General features: G+C 44.2%; 16 protein-coding genes and 1 riboswitch. Of the genes, 5 read left to right on the forward strand and 11 right to left on the reverse strand.

What is annotated here, in order from left to right; all coding sequences use genetic code 11:
- Positions 1 to 13: 13 nt before the first annotated feature.
- Entirely contained in the window at positions 14 to 991 is a 978-nt protein-coding gene (locus K1J10_RS02270) for a hypothetical protein (RefSeq protein ID WP_223355732.1), read from the reverse strand.
- 175 nt (positions 992 to 1,166) lie between these two features.
- Between K1J10_RS02270 and pepF the strand changes: the two genes are divergently transcribed.
- Positions 1,167 to 2,963, forward strand: coding sequence for an oligoendopeptidase F (gene pepF / locus K1J10_RS02275; protein ID WP_223355733.1), 1,797 nt, complete (start codon positions 1,167 to 1,169; stop codon positions 2,961 to 2,963).
- Between the two features lie 54 nt (positions 2,964 to 3,017).
- Positions 3,018 to 3,809 (forward strand): DUF2785 domain-containing protein, encoded by a 792-nt coding sequence (locus tag K1J10_RS02280; protein WP_223355734.1) that lies wholly within the window; start codon positions 3,018 to 3,020, stop codon positions 3,807 to 3,809.
- A 74-nt stretch (positions 3,810 to 3,883) separates the two neighbouring features.
- Here the strand turns inward: K1J10_RS02280 and trxA are convergent, their stop codons facing one another.
- The 4 genes from trxA to K1J10_RS02300 form a co-directional block, all read right to left on the reverse strand.
- The gene (gene trxA / locus K1J10_RS02285; protein ID WP_223355735.1) at positions 3,884 to 4,198 is read right to left on the reverse strand and encodes a thioredoxin; all 315 of its coding nucleotides are present in this window, start codon (positions 4,196 to 4,198) and stop codon (positions 3,884 to 3,886) included.
- 12 nt (positions 4,199 to 4,210) lie between these two features.
- Positions 4,211 to 4,435: a DUF4649 family protein gene (locus tag K1J10_RS02290; protein ID WP_223355736.1), complete on the reverse strand. Its 225-nt coding sequence runs from the start codon at positions 4,433 to 4,435 to the stop codon at positions 4,211 to 4,213.
- A gap of 513 nt (positions 4,436 to 4,948) precedes the next feature.
- Positions 4,949 to 5,218: a 30S ribosomal protein S15 gene (gene rpsO, locus K1J10_RS02295; protein ID WP_004193424.1), complete on the reverse strand. Its 270-nt coding sequence runs from the start codon at positions 5,216 to 5,218 to the stop codon at positions 4,949 to 4,951.
- Positions 5,219 to 5,393: 175 nt separating this feature from the next.
- A complete protein-coding gene (locus K1J10_RS02300) occupies positions 5,394 to 6,122 on the reverse strand; it encodes a pseudouridine synthase (protein WP_223355737.1) in 729 nt (242 codons plus the stop codon).
- A gap of 169 nt (positions 6,123 to 6,291) precedes the next feature.
- Here K1J10_RS02300 and def point away from each other — a divergent pair, with 169 nt between their 5' ends.
- On the forward strand, positions 6,292 to 6,906 hold the full coding sequence (gene def / locus K1J10_RS02305; protein WP_223355738.1) for a peptide deformylase: 615 nt from the start codon (positions 6,292 to 6,294) through the stop codon (positions 6,904 to 6,906).
- A gap of 27 nt (positions 6,907 to 6,933) precedes the next feature.
- Here def and K1J10_RS02310 read toward each other — a convergent pair whose 3' ends face one another.
- Positions 6,934 to 7,785 carry a mechanosensitive ion channel family protein gene (locus K1J10_RS02310; protein ID WP_223355739.1) on the reverse strand — a complete coding sequence of 284 codons (852 nt, stop codon included), beginning with the start codon at positions 7,783 to 7,785 and terminating at the stop codon, positions 6,934 to 6,936.
- A 149-nt stretch (positions 7,786 to 7,934) separates the two neighbouring features.
- Here K1J10_RS02310 and sstT point away from each other — a divergent pair, with 149 nt between their 5' ends.
- On the forward strand, positions 7,935 to 9,152 hold the full coding sequence (gene sstT, locus K1J10_RS02315; protein WP_223355740.1) for a serine/threonine transporter SstT: 1,218 nt from the start codon (positions 7,935 to 7,937) through the stop codon (positions 9,150 to 9,152).
- Positions 9,153 to 9,181: 29 nt separating this feature from the next.
- On the opposite strand, the gene K1J10_RS02320 is transcribed toward sstT, so the two are convergent.
- The 5 genes from K1J10_RS02320 to zapA form a co-directional block, all read right to left on the reverse strand.
- On the reverse strand, positions 9,182 to 10,522 hold the full coding sequence (locus K1J10_RS02320; RefSeq protein WP_223355741.1) for an alanine/glycine:cation symporter family protein: 1,341 nt from the start codon (positions 10,520 to 10,522) through the stop codon (positions 9,182 to 9,184).
- A gap of 156 nt (positions 10,523 to 10,678) precedes the next feature.
- Positions 10,679 to 10,769: riboswitch (glycine riboswitch) on the reverse strand.
- A gap of 137 nt (positions 10,770 to 10,906) precedes the next feature.
- Positions 10,907 to 12,325: a C69 family dipeptidase gene (locus tag K1J10_RS02325; protein ID WP_223355742.1), complete on the reverse strand. Its 1,419-nt coding sequence runs from the start codon at positions 12,323 to 12,325 to the stop codon at positions 10,907 to 10,909.
- 80 nt (positions 12,326 to 12,405) lie between these two features.
- Positions 12,406 to 14,742 carry an endonuclease MutS2 gene (locus K1J10_RS02330; RefSeq protein ID WP_223355743.1) on the reverse strand — a complete coding sequence of 779 codons (2,337 nt, stop codon included), beginning with the start codon at positions 14,740 to 14,742 and terminating at the stop codon, positions 12,406 to 12,408.
- A 96-nt stretch (positions 14,743 to 14,838) separates the two neighbouring features.
- On the reverse strand, positions 14,839 to 15,393 hold the full coding sequence (locus K1J10_RS02335) for a CvpA family protein (RefSeq protein ID WP_223355744.1): 555 nt from the start codon (positions 15,391 to 15,393) through the stop codon (positions 14,839 to 14,841).
- A 10-nt stretch (positions 15,394 to 15,403) separates the two neighbouring features.
- A complete protein-coding gene (gene zapA, locus K1J10_RS02340; RefSeq protein ID WP_023024429.1) occupies positions 15,404 to 15,694 on the reverse strand; it encodes a cell division protein ZapA in 291 nt (96 codons plus the stop codon).
- 152 nt (positions 15,695 to 15,846) lie between these two features.
- On the opposite strand from zapA, the gene K1J10_RS02345 reads away from it, so the two are divergent.
- Positions 15,847 to 16,326, forward strand: coding sequence for a glutathione peroxidase (locus K1J10_RS02345; protein ID WP_223355745.1), 480 nt, complete (start codon positions 15,847 to 15,849; stop codon positions 16,324 to 16,326).
- Positions 16,327 to 16,371: the final 45 nt, after the last annotated feature.

A 16,371-nucleotide genomic window follows, 5' to 3' on the forward strand; every position in this document is an offset into this window, starting at 1 on the left:
TTTGGACTACTGATCAAATATCTTCTTGATCTTCCACGCTTAATCCATCAAGAGCACTAGCATTCTTCCCATCCAATTTCGTTGTAAACTCAAGAGCAATCCAGCCTTGGCCCGATTCCAATTTCCCCCAGGTATACCCATCTGCTGATCTGGTTTCTGTGATGGTATGAATCCCTTTCGAAATCTTCCCAACTTCTTGTCCCTTCACAGTTGGCTCCTTGCGAATCCGGAGATCCAACACACTGACCTGTACTTGGAAGCTCGTTGATGTTTCCTCTTTACTACTGACTTTGCTCGTAGAATTCTTTTCTTCTCCCAATTCTTTCCACTTAAATCTGCTTGGATCCAATTCTTTAGCGCTGATTCCGAGCACTTGCTCTGCCTTCTGATTGGCACCTATCCTTATTTGTGCCTCTTTTAAAACTTCCAATCCTCCCTTTTGAAATTTATAATAGGTCAAATCCATCTCCGGATTAAGAGATGAAAAGGTCGCATAGATAACCGATCCATCATCAAATAACTGCAGACTAGAACGAAATCCTCCAGCAGAAGCTACAAAGGCAGTATGAAGGAGTGTTGGCTTTTGATTCTTCAAATAATAGATTGCAGAAACAGACTGACCATCACCCAGCACAAGCTCATCCTTCCCATCCTTGTCCAAATCCATAAATACATAGGAAAGGATCGCCTTAGTTCCTAAGGTTTGAAGATTGAATACATAAGAGTATTCATCTGAGGCGGGTTCAAATTCTTTTAGTTTAGCCACTAGACCTGCACTATCACCTGCCTCGATAGCCCTAGAGTAAGCCTGATAACGTTCAAGAACTGTTTGATAATACGCATGCCCAGACGATGTCTTCTTGGAACTTTTCCCATCTGCTACTTCACTCTGAACTGTAGAAGGTTGCGTCCTAGGACGTCGCTTAGGCCCACATGCCACCAGGGTTAACAACGTCATCGCTATCAAGCTAACTTTATAGATTTTTTTCATCATATACTCCCTAAAACTTTCTCCATTTTATTATACCAAAAGAAAGTAAAAATGCTAGAAAATCCTTGTTTTCTCATTGGATAAAGCAGACTTTGATAAGATCCCCCATTCGCCTATCATTCTGTCCTCTTTTCTGCTATACTGAGTATAGTTATTTGATCAAAAGGAGAACACTATGGAATTAAAAAAACGCTCTGAATTTCCTGAGAAGGAACTCTGGGACCTCACAGCCCTCTACCAAGACCAGGAAGACTTCTTGCGTGCCATCGAAAAGACTCGCGAGGAAATTAATGAATTCGTCCGTAACTACAAGGGTAGGCTCCACACTTTTGAAGACTTTGAAGCTGCCTTTGCCATCTTTGAACAAATTCAGATCCAACTCAGCCACATTGGTAACTACAGCTTTATGCCCCAAACGACGGACTTTGGGGATGAAGCTTTTGCAGAAATTGCCCAAGCAGGGATGGATTTCGAAACTTGGGCCAGCGTCGAACTCTCTTTCTTTGATGATGCCTTAGTCGAAGCGGATGAGGAGGTCCTTGAACGTCTCGGACAACTCCCTCACCTCACTTTTGCCATTCGTCAGGCTAAAATCAAAAAAGCTCACTACTTGGGAGCTGACGTGGAAAAAACTCTGACTAACCTTGGTGAAGTCTTCTACGGACCGCAAGACATCTATACCAAGATGCGGGCGGGCGACTTTGAAATGGCTGATTTTGAAGTAGATGGAAAAGTTTACAAGAATAGCTTTGTCACCTATGAAAACTTCTATCAAAACCATGAGAATGCAGAAGTCCGTGAAAAAGCCTTTCGTTCCTTCTCAGAAGGTCTCCGCAATCACCAAAACACAGCTGCTGCCACCTATCTAGCCCAAGTCAAATCTGAAAAACTAATCGCAGACATGCGAGGCTACGACTCCGTCTTTGACTATCTCTTGGCTGAGCAGGAAGTGGATCGTGCCATGTTTGACCGTCAGATTGACCTGATCATGAAGGAATTCGCTCCAGTCGCTCAAAAATTCCTCAAACACGTGGCCAAGGTCAACGGCCTTGAAAAAATGACCTTTGCTGATTGGAAGTTGGACTTGGACAGTGCACTTAACCCAGATGTCACCTTTGATGACGCTTATGACTTGGTTATGAAATCTGTGGCACCTCTTGGCGAAGAATATTCTCGCGAAATTGCCCGCTACCAAACCGAACGTTGGGTCGACTTTGCTGCTAATGAAGGCAAGGATTCAGGTGGATATGCAGCTGACCCTTATCGCGTCCATCCTTATGTCCTGATGAGTTGGACAGGACGAATGAGCGATGTTTATACCCTGATCCACGAGATTGGACACTCTGGTCAATTCATCTTCTCAGATAACAACCAAAGCTACTTCAACGCCCACATGTCGACCTACTATGTGGAAGCTCCTTCTACCTTTAACGAGCTCCTCCTCAGCGACTACTTGGAACACCAGTTTGACGATCCTCGTCAAAAACGCTTTGCCCTAGCTCACCGCTTGACAGATACCTACTTCCACAACTTCATCACCCACTTGTTGGAAGCGGCTTTCCAACGCAAGGTCTACACCCTGATTGAAGAAGGTGGTACCTTCGGCGCTAGCAAGCTCAACAGCATCATGAAGGAAGTCTTGACCGAATTCTGGGGAGACGCTGTTGAAATCGATGACGATGCAGCCTTGACCTGGATGCGCCAAAGCCACTACTACATGGGACTTTACAGCTACACCTACTCAGCTGGCCTAGTTATCTCAACAGCCGGTTACCTACATTTGAAGAACTCCGAAAACGGAGCTAAAGATTGGCTAGACCTCCTCAAATCAGGTGGCAGCAAGACCCCACTTGAGTCAGCCATGATCATCGGAGCAGATATCTCCACTGACAAACCACTCCGCGATACCATCCAATTCCTTTCAGACACTGTGGATCAAATCATTGCTTACAGTGCAGAATTGGGAGAATAAACTCCTCTACAGCTAACTCTAAAATAAGCTAGTAAAAATGCAGAGGTGCTAAGGATGTATCAAGAATTACAAAGTAAAGTGACAGAAGAAAAACCAAGCTATCGTCGAGAAGAAATCCAGTGGTTGCTGGAACATTTAGGAGACCCTTCACCAGAAATTCGCGATGATCTTGCTTTTACAAGCTTGGCTAGAGGAATTCAAGAAGAACTCTTTACACAAGAACAATTTCATTTCATTGCTGAGACGATTATATCCGATGAAGGAGTAGAAAAAGAGATTGACAAGATTGGACTATCGACACTTGATCGTTCTTTTAGAGCACTGATTTATGCCAATCTCTTGTCTGCAGATGCCAACCAACAATCGATTTTTTATCAAAGATTAAAAGCTGATATAAGATATATTTTACTGGATCAAGGCTTACACTATCTTTTAAAAGAAAAGGATACAACAGGTTTTTCCAGCCAGTATGGTTGGGTTCACGCTTTTGCGCATGGAGCTGATCTTTTAACAGAAGTAGTTTGTCATCCAGACCTTCCTAATAACAAAGTTCACGAAGGATTGAACATACTTGTACAAATCTTTAAAAGAATTTCAATTCGTTTTACCGATGATGAGGATTGGCGTTTAGCTAGAGTGCTCTATGAACCTATTTTGCAAGGGAAAATCGAGCAAGAACAAGTAGCTTCTTGGATAAAAACGCTTGACTTTCCAATAGAGGAGAGGGGAGATTTTTATAAATTTTCCAACCTTAGATCCTGTCTGTTAGAAGTCTATATTCAACTTGATCAGAGAGACTTTTTACAAGATGAGTTGAAAGAGGCCATTCAATCTTTTCAATACTAACTATTGCACTTATTCTTGCAATTTATCTCATATAAAAAAGCACTCCCATTTTATTAATGGGAGTGCTTATGCTTTTAACTCAACTCAGCCACAATGGCCTTGATTTGTTCTGCAGTGTGAACACCAGCAACTTGTTTAACCACTTGTCCATCTTTTTTGAAAAGAAGAGTAGGGATAGACATAATGCCGAAAGCACGCGCTGTATTTGGATTTTTATCAACGTCCATTTTAACGATTTTCAAGACATCTTCTGAAAGTTCTTCAGACAATTTATCCAAGATTGGTCCTTGCATACGACATGGACCACACCAGGTTGCCCAGAAGTCTACCAAGACCAATCCTTCTTTCGTTTCTGCTTCAAATGTTGCATCTGTAATTGCTTTTGCCATTGTTTTTCTCCTTTAGTTTTTGTATTGATCGAGGTCTTGCTTCATCAAATAGAAGAAGACATCTCCGTAAGTTCCATGGTAATTGAGTTCGTGCCCATTATAGGTCAATTTTTGTACGGGATAGTAATCCGCTACACCGATCAAGCAGGTCTGTTGGGAGCGTTCAAATTCTTCATAGGAATCAAAATGTATGACTCTTTCTTGTTTTGCACCATCTAGATATGTAATATCAATCATATCGATAACCTCTATTTCTTAAGATGTGTCTATTGTAACTCTGTTAATTACATCTGTCAAACAAAACGACTTACTCAGAATAATGAATCTTGTCCGAAAAAAGATAACAAAAAAGCCCTCTGAGTTCAGAGGGCTCCATTCTTGCTGGATAAAACGTTTCTAGATAAAGCGACAAACCGAAGATTGTACTAGATTTCTTCTGAAAACAAAAAATCTCCCCGAAGGGAGATAGATCTGGTCTATTTTACCTTACGATGCTAGGAACCGCAGCCGGAGATTATACTATAATTCTAGTGAAAAAGAAAAGCTACTCTACAATAGAGTAACTTAACTTTTTTGTATTCAATTGAACACGGCCTAAGCACTTGGCAAAAAAAACAGCCCTCTGAATTTAGAGAGCTGTTTTGAGCTCGGGCTAAAATCCTAGTGAAAAAGATGAAACTCCTTGTGTTCATCGAACACTGTGTCGTTTCCCTATTTTCATACGGATTTTTGGCGCCCTTAGCATCATGATTAACGACGAAGTCCAAGAGAGTTGATCAACTCACGGTAACGGTTCACGTCGTTCTTACGAAGGTAAGCCAACAAGTTACGACGGCGACCGATTTTCTTCATCAAACCACGGTAAGTAGCGTGGTCTTTTTTGTGTTGTTTGATGTGGTCGTTCAAGTGGTTGATTTCCCAAGTAAGGACAGCAACTTGTACTTCTACTGAACCAGTGTCACCTTCGTGACGTGCGTATTGTGCAATGATTTCATTTTTTTTCTCTTTTGAGATTGCCATGATAAGCTCCTTTTCTTTATGCTCTATCCGAGTGGCAGGTTTGGCATAGCCTGCTACCAAGAAAGAGTTAGTTGTCTATTCGACCTATTCATTCTACCAAGATTTCATCTTTCTGTCAAACACTTCTGCTTTTTCCAACAGAGTTCTTCAAACCCAAGACTACAATGACTTCTCATTATAGGTTGACCCGAAAGTCAGTTAAGAGCTTTATTTCTTCTGCTGTCAATCTACGCCACTCCCCCAATTCGAGACTAGGATCCAAGCTCAATGGCCCCATGGAAATCCGCTCGAGATCGGTGACTTCTTTGCCACAAGCTGCGACCATGCGCTTGACCTGATGGAATTTTCCTTCAGCGATGCGGATCTGAACCAAGCAACTATTAGCTTCTTGATCGACCTCCAATATTTCCAACTCCGCTGGCAGGGTGGTGAAATCCTTCAATTCTATTCCTTCTTTGAAGCGGTCGATATCTTCCTGGGTCATGATTCCAGCTACTTGAGCACGGTAGACCTTGTCCACATGCTTCTTAGGCGAGAGCATGGCATGAGCCAACTTACCATTATTGGTCAAGAGGAGTAAGCCATGGGTATCGATATCTAGCCGTCCAACAGGAAAGACTTCCTTGTGTCTGGCCGTGTCATCTAGCAAATCCAAGACTGTTTGATGGTGCTCGTCTTCCGTTGCTGAAATGACCCCTTTGGGTTTATTGAGCAGATAGTAAACAAACTCTTCATGGAATAAACTTTCTCCCAGATAGGTCACTTGATCCTTATCTGGATCAATATGAACCTTGGCAGAGGTTTCCACCTTTCCATTGACCTGAATCTTTTTTTGCTTGAGGACTTGCTTGACCTCTGTCCGGCTTCCCACTCCACAGTCCACTAAATATTTATCTAGACGCATGCTTGTCTCCTTCATTCTTCTTATCATTATACCATGAACCGGACTAGGATTCTTTCCTTTTCTACTTTACAGTCCGTCTAGTTTGTTAACCCATCAAGCAATTGGGAAACTTTCATTCTAGAAGGAATTATGATATGATGGTTTCTAGAAAAAAGGAGTGAATGAGAACATGTCTGCAATCGAAACCATTACAAAAGCTGCCCATCTAATTGATATGAATGATATTATTCGCGAAGGCCACCCAACTTTACGTGCTATCGCTGAAGAGGTCACTTTCCCACTGTCAGATCAAGACATCATCCTAGGGGAAAAAATGATGCAGTTCTTGCACCATTCACAGGATCCTGTCATGGCAGAAAAATTGGGTCTCCGAGGTGGAGTTGGACTCGCCGCCCCTCAGTTGGACATTTCTAAGCGCATCATTGCCGTTCTCGTCCCAAATCCAGAGGACGAAGAAGGAAATCCTCCAAAAGAAGCCTACTCCATCCAAGAAGTCATGTACAATCCTAAAATTGTCTCCCACTCAGTCCAAGATGCGGCTCTAGGAGATGGCGAAGGTTGTCTCTCTGTAGACCGTAATGTTCCTGGTTATGTGGTTCGCCACGCGCGCGTAACGGTAGACTACTATGACAAGACCGGAGAAAAGCACCGTATCAAACTCAAAGGCTACAACTCCATGGTAGTCCAACACGAAATTGACCACATCAATGGCGTTATGTTCTACGATCGGATCAATCCGAAAGATCCTTTCGCTGTCAAAGATGGCATGCTTATTTTAGAATAAGAAAAAAGACCAATAGGTCTTTTTTTGTTATGGTGTGACAGAGAAAGTGGTCGGAATCTCAATCCCATTTTGTAAGAGTGCATCATGATAGAGTTTGTAATAAAGATGGTAAATGGCCACTTGGCTTCCCGACTGGACCATCATGGCGACGCGGAAGGAATAGCGACCCGTCCCCTTTTCGATTTGAGGGCCTAGAATCGTTGGACCATCTAAGATTTCTGGATGTTTCTGGGCTTGTTCATCGTTGACTTGCTGGAAGATTTGATAGATCTTGTCTAGGTCAGTTTGAGCAGAAATCGGCATATCGATGAGGACGCGCTGGTTACCCCGAGAAAGATTGCTGACAACCATAATATTGCGATTGGGTACATAATGCAAGGTCCCATCTGCATCTCGCACCTGGGTCGTCCGAATGCCCACACTAGAGACGGTTCCAGCGATGGTAATCGGACCATTGGTCAAACGAACGGTATCTCCAACATCTAACTGACGTTCCAGAAGGATAAAGAACCCGTTGACCAAGTCCGATAAGAACCCCTGTGCGCCTAACCCAATGGCAACTCCGGCAATTCCTGCACCTGCTAAGAGACTGGAGACTGGTAAGCCCAAGATAGAAAGAATCCAGTAAATCAGGATAAAATAGAGACAGTAATTCAACAGACTCTCTACCAGCCTTAAAATAGTATTCCTACGCGCTTCGTCTTGCCCTACATAATTCAGAGAAGGCTTCAAGATGCGTTTCACCAAACTATGGATTAGTTTTTTTGCAAGTAAAAATAAGACGAATAAGATAGCTAAGGAAATCAATTTCGAAACCAATTCATCCATCATCTTGGTCCAATCAAACTGACTGATATAGCGAGAAAAAATGTTTTTCATACCTTCTATCACTCTCCTTCTCTCTTTTTCCTGGTTTGATTATATCAGATTTTAACCTTTAGAACCAGTAACCTCCTCCTATACTCACCTTGATTTTAAGATTTAACTATCGTATAATGGACGGTAAACTTTCAATAAAGGAGGTCCTTATGGTTAAACGACTCATTCAAACTTGGAACAAAACCAACCTGATGAAGCGGATTGCAATCGGAATCTTCGTTGGAGCCCTTTTAGCTCTGCTACTTCCTAAAGCATCTGCAATTGGTCTATTAGGGGAAATCTTTGTAGGGGGCTTGCGAGCAATTGCTCCTCTTCTAGTCTTTGCTCTAGTCGCTAACGCCCTCTCCCAGCACCAAAAGGGAACCCAAACCAATATGAAATCAGTCATTACCCTCTACCTCTTGGGAACTTTTGCGGCAGCCTTGGTAGCGGTCCTGGTGAACTATCTCTTTCCTATTACCATCTCTTTAACGGGAACCAGTGCTGAGGGAACTTCTCCCGATGGACTAGGGGAAGTCATCAGCAACCTTCTCTTAAAAATCGTGGACAACCCTCTCAACGCCCTTATTCAAGCCAATTATATCGGAATCTTATCCTGGGCCGTCGTCTTTGGTGTTGCTATGAGAGAAGCCAGCGAGCATAGCAAGGACCTCCTTCAAACCCTGGCAGATATCACTTCCAAAATTGTCGAATGGATCATTAACCTTGCGCCATTTGGAATTCTTGGCTTGGTCTATACAACGATTGCAGGACAAGGTTTTGATGGGCTCAAGAGCTATGGCCTCCTCTTACTCCTCTTGGTTGGCACCATGTTCTTCGTCGCTCTAGTCATCAACCCGATTTTTGTCTACATCATGATTCGCAAAAATCCTTATCCGCTCGTCTTCAAATGTCTACGAGTCAGTGGACTGACTGCCTTCTTTACTAGAAGCTCTGCTGCTAACATCCCTGTCAATATGAAGCTCTGTAAGGAACTAGGTCTCAACCCTGATACTTACTCGGTCTCTATCCCTCTGGGATCTACTATTAATATGGCCGGAGCTGCCGTTACCATTAATACTTTGACCCTAGCTGCTGTCAACACCTTAGGCATTCAAGTCGATTTTGGGACTGCCCTGGTCCTCAGTATCGTTGCAGCTGTTTCAGCCTGTGGGGCTTCTGGAGTAGCCGGTGGTTCCCTCCTCTTGATACCTGTCGCTTGCAGCCTCTTTGGTATCGACAATGATATCGCTATGCAAGTGGTTAGTGTAGGCTTCATTATTGGCGTCATCCAAGATTCTTGTGAAACAGCCCTCAACTCATCAACAGACGTCCTCTTTACAGCCATTTCTGAAATGAAAGATTGGCCTAAAGAAAAACGCTATTAAGACAGAAAGACCAGATCACACGATCTGGTCTATTTCTTTTTCTTAAAATATCGTTTGCTTTCCTTTAGAACAATAGGCGATAAGGCTAACAAGGCTATGAGATTCGGCAAGGCCATGAGACCATTCACAATGTCGGCAATGATCCAGACCAACTCCAACTGAAGAAAGCCTCCTACCCCCACCATCAGGATAAACAGAAGACGGTAATAGGGAATGAGTTTGACACCCGTCAAAAATTCGACACAGCGTTCACCATAATAAGACCAACCCAAAATGGTCGTCGTCGCAAACAAGACCAAACAAAGAGTCAGAATGATCCCACCGATGTGGCCAAAGGTCGAGATAAAGACCTGTTGGGTCAAATCACTCCCAACTTGCCCCACTGTTGTCCACTGGCCAGATACTAAAATAGCTAGACCAGTTAGGCTACAAATAATTATGGTATCGATGAAGGTCCCAGTCATAGAAATCAAACCTTGCTCCACTGGCTCTTCCGTCTTCGCTGCAGCTGCTGCAATCGGCGCCGATCCTAGTCCTGACTCATTGGAGAACACTCCACGCGCCACCCCTTTTTGAATAGCCTCTTTCACCAAGGCTCCAGAAAAACCACCGATAGCCGCGGTTCCTGTAAAAGCACCTTGGAAAACTTGGGATAGAACGGTCGGCACTTGGTCCATATTCAAGACAATAATGTAAACTGTCGCGAAGATATAGGCTGCTGCCATAAAAGGAACCACCTTTTCGGAAACCTTGGAAATCCAATGAATTCCCCCAAATATGACAGCCGAAACGATTCCTGCAATGACCAGACTAGCGACTTGTGGGGAAAGTTGAAAACTAGTCTTCAAAGCGCCCGTAATGGCATTCACCTGGGTCATGGTTCCAATCCCAAAGAGAGCCACCAAGACACCTGCCAGGGCAAAGAAGATGGCAAGGGGACGCCACTTCTCTCCCATCCCATGGAGAATATAGTACATGGGCCCTCCTGAAATATGACCATTGTCATCCTTGGTCCGGTAGCGAATGGCCAACAAACCTTCTGCATACTTGGTCGCCATCCCAAAGAAGGCCGCCATCCACATCCAAAAGAGGGCACCTGGACCTCCTGTCTGAATAGCTGTCGCTACTCCGACAATATTTCCTGTCCCAACTGTCGCCGCCAAGGCTGTTGCCAAGGCTCCGAAGCTAGAGATATCCCCTTCTCCTTGATCTTCTGTAAAAATGAGCCGAAAGGCTTGGGGTAAACGAAAAACTTGAAGCAAGCCCAAGCGGAAGCTCAGATAAATCCCAGTCCCCACCAAGAGGATCAAAAGGGGAGCCCCCCAGACCACATTATCTACTTGTTTAAAAAACGCCAACCAATTTGTCATCCTTATCTATTTCTCCTTTTATCATTTGTCTAGCTTTAGAAAGGGATAGCCATCCACTTCCTCCACATCATCCAAGCAATCATCCAAAGAGAAAAAGAAAGAGCACATGTCAAAACATGTACTCTGGTGCTCCAAATAAAAACCAAAAAGGCTTCTATCTTTTGCTCTGTCCTTTTACCTGAGAGTTTGAGTAGAATGCTCTACCTTGCCCCTTCGGTGCCTTTACGGTCTCTCCAGAGTTCCGTCCATTTCACAGTCATAGGAAGGCCCTACTTCTGAAAAACTTCATCCGGTATGATGTTCAATTTGTTCTATTTTAGCACAATTTGAAAAGAAGGTCAATGTTTTCAGAAAATATCATGAAAATAGTACAGCTTAACTCAACTAGTCACTCAAAGAGAAATGGTTGGTCATCAGGTTGCTAGCATCCAACAAGATCTTGTCCAATAAGCGATCCGTCGCTTCTTGAATCTGATCACTCATTTCCTGATTTTCTCTTTCGAAGTCAACAGTTTGTCCTGCTGCCAAGGCTTGATCCACTCGTCCAATCCGGGCATGCCCAAGGGCCATAGTGCTTTCTTGGTAATCTTCTAAATCTCCAACATGATGACTATAGTGGGCATCTGCCAGACCAGCAATGATCCGATTGGTCCAATAGAAGGAATCTGTCGTCACTTTTTCTGTCGTATTGGCAAAATAATCCGGTGTCGTATCGACCTGGGTAAAGAATGGAACCGCCGTATTGAAGGGCATAGACCCATAGCAAATCCATTGAATCCCGGTTGTCTCATGAGGACGATTTGGCCGCAATTGAAGAATGGCCGTCTGGCTGGTCCGGTTAATGCCAATGGTACGGAAGGTCCGACGGCTATGACTATCTCCTTCTGAACCATAAGGATCATAGGCTGAATCCTGGTAGTGACTGCTGAGGACATATTTGACATCTTCAATCGTAATCTTGCGGTAAGGTTTTTGACACCAAGGAAGGAAGAAGGAACGAGGATCTTGCTCCACTTCTGGGTTGAGGAATCGTTGAATATCCCAAGCCCGTGGCGTGTTGTAATGGCGGTCCTTGTCTCGTTGGCTCCCAAAAGCATAACGAGGGTTAAAGGACGAACCGTCAAAATCCAAGGCCAGGTGATGGCGTTCCACAAAATCTTTCAAATCTGGATCACACAAGAATTCTTCTGGGCGATCAAACTCAAAGCGATCACTTCCCAATTGATTGGGATTGGTCACATAGGCATCGTCTGGCACACGGCGGGCCATCCAGTGATGACCTCCGATAGTTTCCAACCACCAGATTTCATGGACATCGCTGATAGCCACTCCATTAGACTCATAGGTTCCGTATTCCTCTAAGATTTTCCCCAAGCGAAGCACTCCTTCTCGGGCAGTCTGGACATAAGGAAGAACCAAGGTCAGCATGTCTTCCTCCCCAATGCCACTTTCCACCAGAGGATCCGCACCCAAGACCCGGCTATTGGTCGTAATGGTCTCTGTTTCACTCATGGCCACATTATAACGATTAATCCCTGCTTCTCCCCAGATACCATCCTTAGGAATAGCATCTGGAACAGCTGTGTAACGAACAGGGTTGTCAGGCAGTTCTATCTCAAAAGGGGATAGGACCGACCGATAATGACGAGGCTGGTCCTCAGGTTGAACAACAATAAATTTCTTAGGGGTAAACACTCCATTTTGAGAGTCTTCCGTGCGAGCTACAATGGTTGAACCATCATAACTGGCATCTTTTCCGACGAGTATGGTGGTGCAAGAATCCGACGAACGATTAGGGGTCATATGCTTTCCTTCTTTCCGTTTAAACTGACTGTATTATAGCAAAAAGCGTGCCTGATTAAAAGGCACGACTGACTCTTTGCTTATTTAAAGGTCACAATTGTCGCTCCGCTTCCTCCTGCATTTTGAGGAGCGTATTCAAAGCTTTTGACATGCTTATTGCGACGAAGGTACTTGGTAACTCCTTCCCGGATGACCCCAGTTCCGATACCGTGGATGATATCGACTTGGGCCATATTATTGAGAAGGGCTTGGTCGATAAAGCTGTCCAATTCTTCCATGGCTTCCTCATACCGTTTGCCACGAAGGTCCAAGCGAGCCCGAGGTCCATTGGCATTGGAACGTTTGACGACGTGGACCTGGCGTTTTTTCGGTTGTGAAGCATCTTTGTCAGCTTTTAACAGATTAAATTCTTTTTCTTCCAAGGTCATCTTGATCAGACCCACTTGGGCTTCCCAGCGACCATCCTTGAGCTGCTTGGTAAGACTTCCTCTTTGTCCATAGCTGATGACCAAGATCTCGTCTCCGACTTTTGGAGTACGGGCTTTCTTAGCCTGTTTCAAGACCTTGTTTTTCGATAGGTCGACCGTTTCTGGGGCCAATTTCTTCAACTGAGACTTGGCTTCAATAATTTCATGGGGCTTGAGTTGCGATTTGGCATGGAGACCTTGCAAAATCTGGTCGCTTTCTGCTAGAGCAAGATCTACAATTTCTTGCGCTTCTTTACGCGCCTTGTTGAGCTCTGTTTCCCGCTCTCGGGTCAACTCATTGTACAATTTCTTGAGGACGCGGTTGAATTTTAGATTTTCCTGTTCGACATCTCGGATGGACTCGAGTCGTTTGCGACTTTCTAGGGTCTGAGCTTCCAACTTTTCAATGATGCGGTTGACATCCCGATCCTGATTGGTCAACCCCTGCGCTTGACGAACAATCACTTCTGACAAGCCTAGACGACGCGCGATTTCAAAGGCATTGGAACGTCCTGGTACCCCCTGCATAAACCGATAGGTCGGACGCAGGCTGTCCGTATCAAATTCCATGCTGGCATTTTGAACACCCAGGGTCTCAATCCCATAGGCCTTAAGTTCTGGATAGTGGGTGGTTGCCATGGTCTTGATCCCTCGTAAGCGGAGATCTTCTAGGATGGCGATCGCCAGTGAAGCCCCTTCCTGAGGATCCGTTCCAGCTCCCAACTCATCCAGCAAGACCAAGGATTCCTCATCGACCTGCTCCAAAATAGAGACAATATTGGTCATGTGACTAGAGAAGGTAGACAGGCTTTGCTCGATCGACTGCTCATCCCCGATATCAGAGAAGATTTGTGTGAAGACAGCCACCTTACTCCCAGCATCTGCTAGGATTGGCAAGCCCGACTGGGCCATTAATTGGGCTAGTCCCAAGGTCTTGAGCATGATGGTCTTCCCACCCGTATTCGGTCCGGTAATCACAATCTCTGTGAGGTCTTTGCCAAAGTGGATATCATTGGGAACAGCCTTCTCAATCAAGGGATGGCGAACCTGCAAGAGCTGAATCTCCCCTTGATCTGACAAGGTTGGAATAGTCCCTTTTCGGTCCTGTAAAAAGCGATGTTTGGCCCGAACGAGGTCAATATGACCGATCAGCCAAGCATTGTTTCGGATTTCCCCCGCATGAGGACGAAGGAGGTTTGAAATTTCTTCCAAGATCCGGAGCATCTCGAAGCGTTCATCTGCACGATGGTTGGCAATTTCTTCATTAAGATTGACGACCGCCCGAGGTTCGATATAGACGGTATTTCCACTGGCTGAAATATCGTGCACCACACCGGCAATCCGATTCCGATAGGTGTTTTTGACTGGCAAGACATTTCGTCCATTCCGACTCGCTACGACCTGATCAGCCAGCATTTCGGACTTGGTCTTCAACAATTCTTGCAGAATGTCTCGCACTTGGTGTTCATTCTCTTGAATCCGTCGACGAATTTTTGCCAAGGTTTCACTGGCAAAGTTTTCAATAAATCCTGCCTCATTAATGGCATGGAGACTTCCCTGCAACTGTGGAAGGTCGACTAGATTTTCAAATATCCGATCCAGTTTTTCCAAGCGGACATTTTCTAATTCATCATAAAAATTTCGCAATTCGTGGGTCACGCGCAGGACTTTCTTCACCGCTAACAATTCATCGATATTGAGCGATGTTTCTAGTTCTAAACGCTTGGTCACTGGACGAATTTCTTGGATGGTGGGCACGCTAAAGTGCGGATGCTCCACAAAGATCTGAGCCATATCCGCCATTTCAAGAAAGGCGGTTTCAATTGCTTCTTTTTTAGCAAGTGGGGCTAATTCCTGCAACTCCACTTCGCCCTGCTCCGTTTGCAAATAAGGCTCTACTAAGTTTTTGACTTTTTGAAACTCTAAGGTTTCGAGAATTTTTTGATTCATGTTTCTCCACAACAGAAAAGGAGGCTGATTTTGGTCTGAGCCTCCCCTTCCTTTCTATAATATCTCTCATGAACTGTTAGACATGATGAGAAGTGATTACGCACCTAAGATTTTTACAACCCAAAGTTGTTTCAAGAGGCCTGCTGTAAGGGGGCTATACTGCACCATAAATCGAATGAGGAAACTTCCATGGAGTCGATCTTGAATGGCCGCCATGGGGATGGTTGACAAAATCGTGAATCCCATTTGTAGAACAAAGTAGGTCACCAGTACAGCTAACACACCACTGGCAATCTGAAACGGATAATCCTCCCATTTTTCAGGCGTTGGAATTAAGGGAATAAAAAGTCCAATCACTCGACCCATCGCATAGACTAAAACAAACAAGATGAAATAAGCCAAACCAGCGTAAAAAACTTTGTCTAAGTGAAAGAGTTGATCTGCACCATAAAAATAGCTTTTTGAAGCTTGTGTTGCACTCGAAAATGGGATCCATAGACTAATGGTTTTTGCCAAGGACTGATAGCCTGATCCTGCGACCAACATGGCCACAATCATGGTTAAAAAATAATATCCCTGAAGCAAAATCCCTCGTGAATACCCAATATAAAAACTCCAAGCTAGGATGAATAAAATCAGGATTGAAAACATGCAACTCCCCTTAATTAGATGATCTACCGACCAGGCCATCTAGGGCCTTGCGACGAAAATCTTCCAATTCTTTTTCCTTATCGTCAAACTCAATCTCACGACTCAATTGTGTTGACAAACTATTGATTGCTAGTAAAATGGCCAGGGTTTCATCATCAGCAGCTGGCATTTGTTCTTTAATCGCTTCATATTTTTCTTTCGCGACCCGTTCAACCTCTTCCATAAAGAGATTATCATGATTAGTTGTAAGAGTCAGCGATTTATTACCGAAAGTAAATTTGTATCTATTTAAGCTGGACATAAAAAATCACCTCACGATATTATATCAAAATCTAGCCCGCTTGTCAGTAGGAAAATCCCCTTCCCATAGGAAATACTGGACACTAGGGCCACGGTTTAACTTTTTTCGACTCAAGCGTGATACAATAGAGAAAGTAGGAAAGGACGTGTAAAATGACTATCTATGATTTCACCGTAATGGCCCAAGATGGGAGCCCCTTCTCCCTTGAAGCATATCGAGGCCAAGTACTCCTCATCGTCAATACAGCAACTGGTTGCGGTCTGACGCCTCAATACCAGGGATTGCAAGAGCTCTATGAGCGCTACCATGACCAAGGATTTGAAATCCTTGACTTTCCATGCAATCAATTTATGGGCCAAGCACCGGGTAGTGCGGAGGAGATTAATCAATTTTGTAGCCTCCATTACCAAACCAGCTTCCCACGCTTTGCAAAAATAAAAGTCAATGGGAAAGAAGCCTGCCCCCTCTACCAATGGTTAAAAGAACAAGCTAGTGGTCCCTTGGGCTCCCGCATTGAATGGAATTTCGCCAAATTCTTGATCAATCGCCAAGGCCAAGTCATCCACCGCTTCTCTTCAAAAACTGATCCTCAAGCAATTGAAGCAAGCCTAAAAGAAGTTCTTTCAGACTAAATTCGGCTGGTCTTTTTCTGGCCTTTCATCTAGCTTTTATGATAC

The organism is Streptococcus australis (assembly GCF_019930045.1).
GTDB classification, from domain to species: Bacteria; Bacillota; Bacilli; order Lactobacillales; family Streptococcaceae; genus Streptococcus; species Streptococcus australis_D.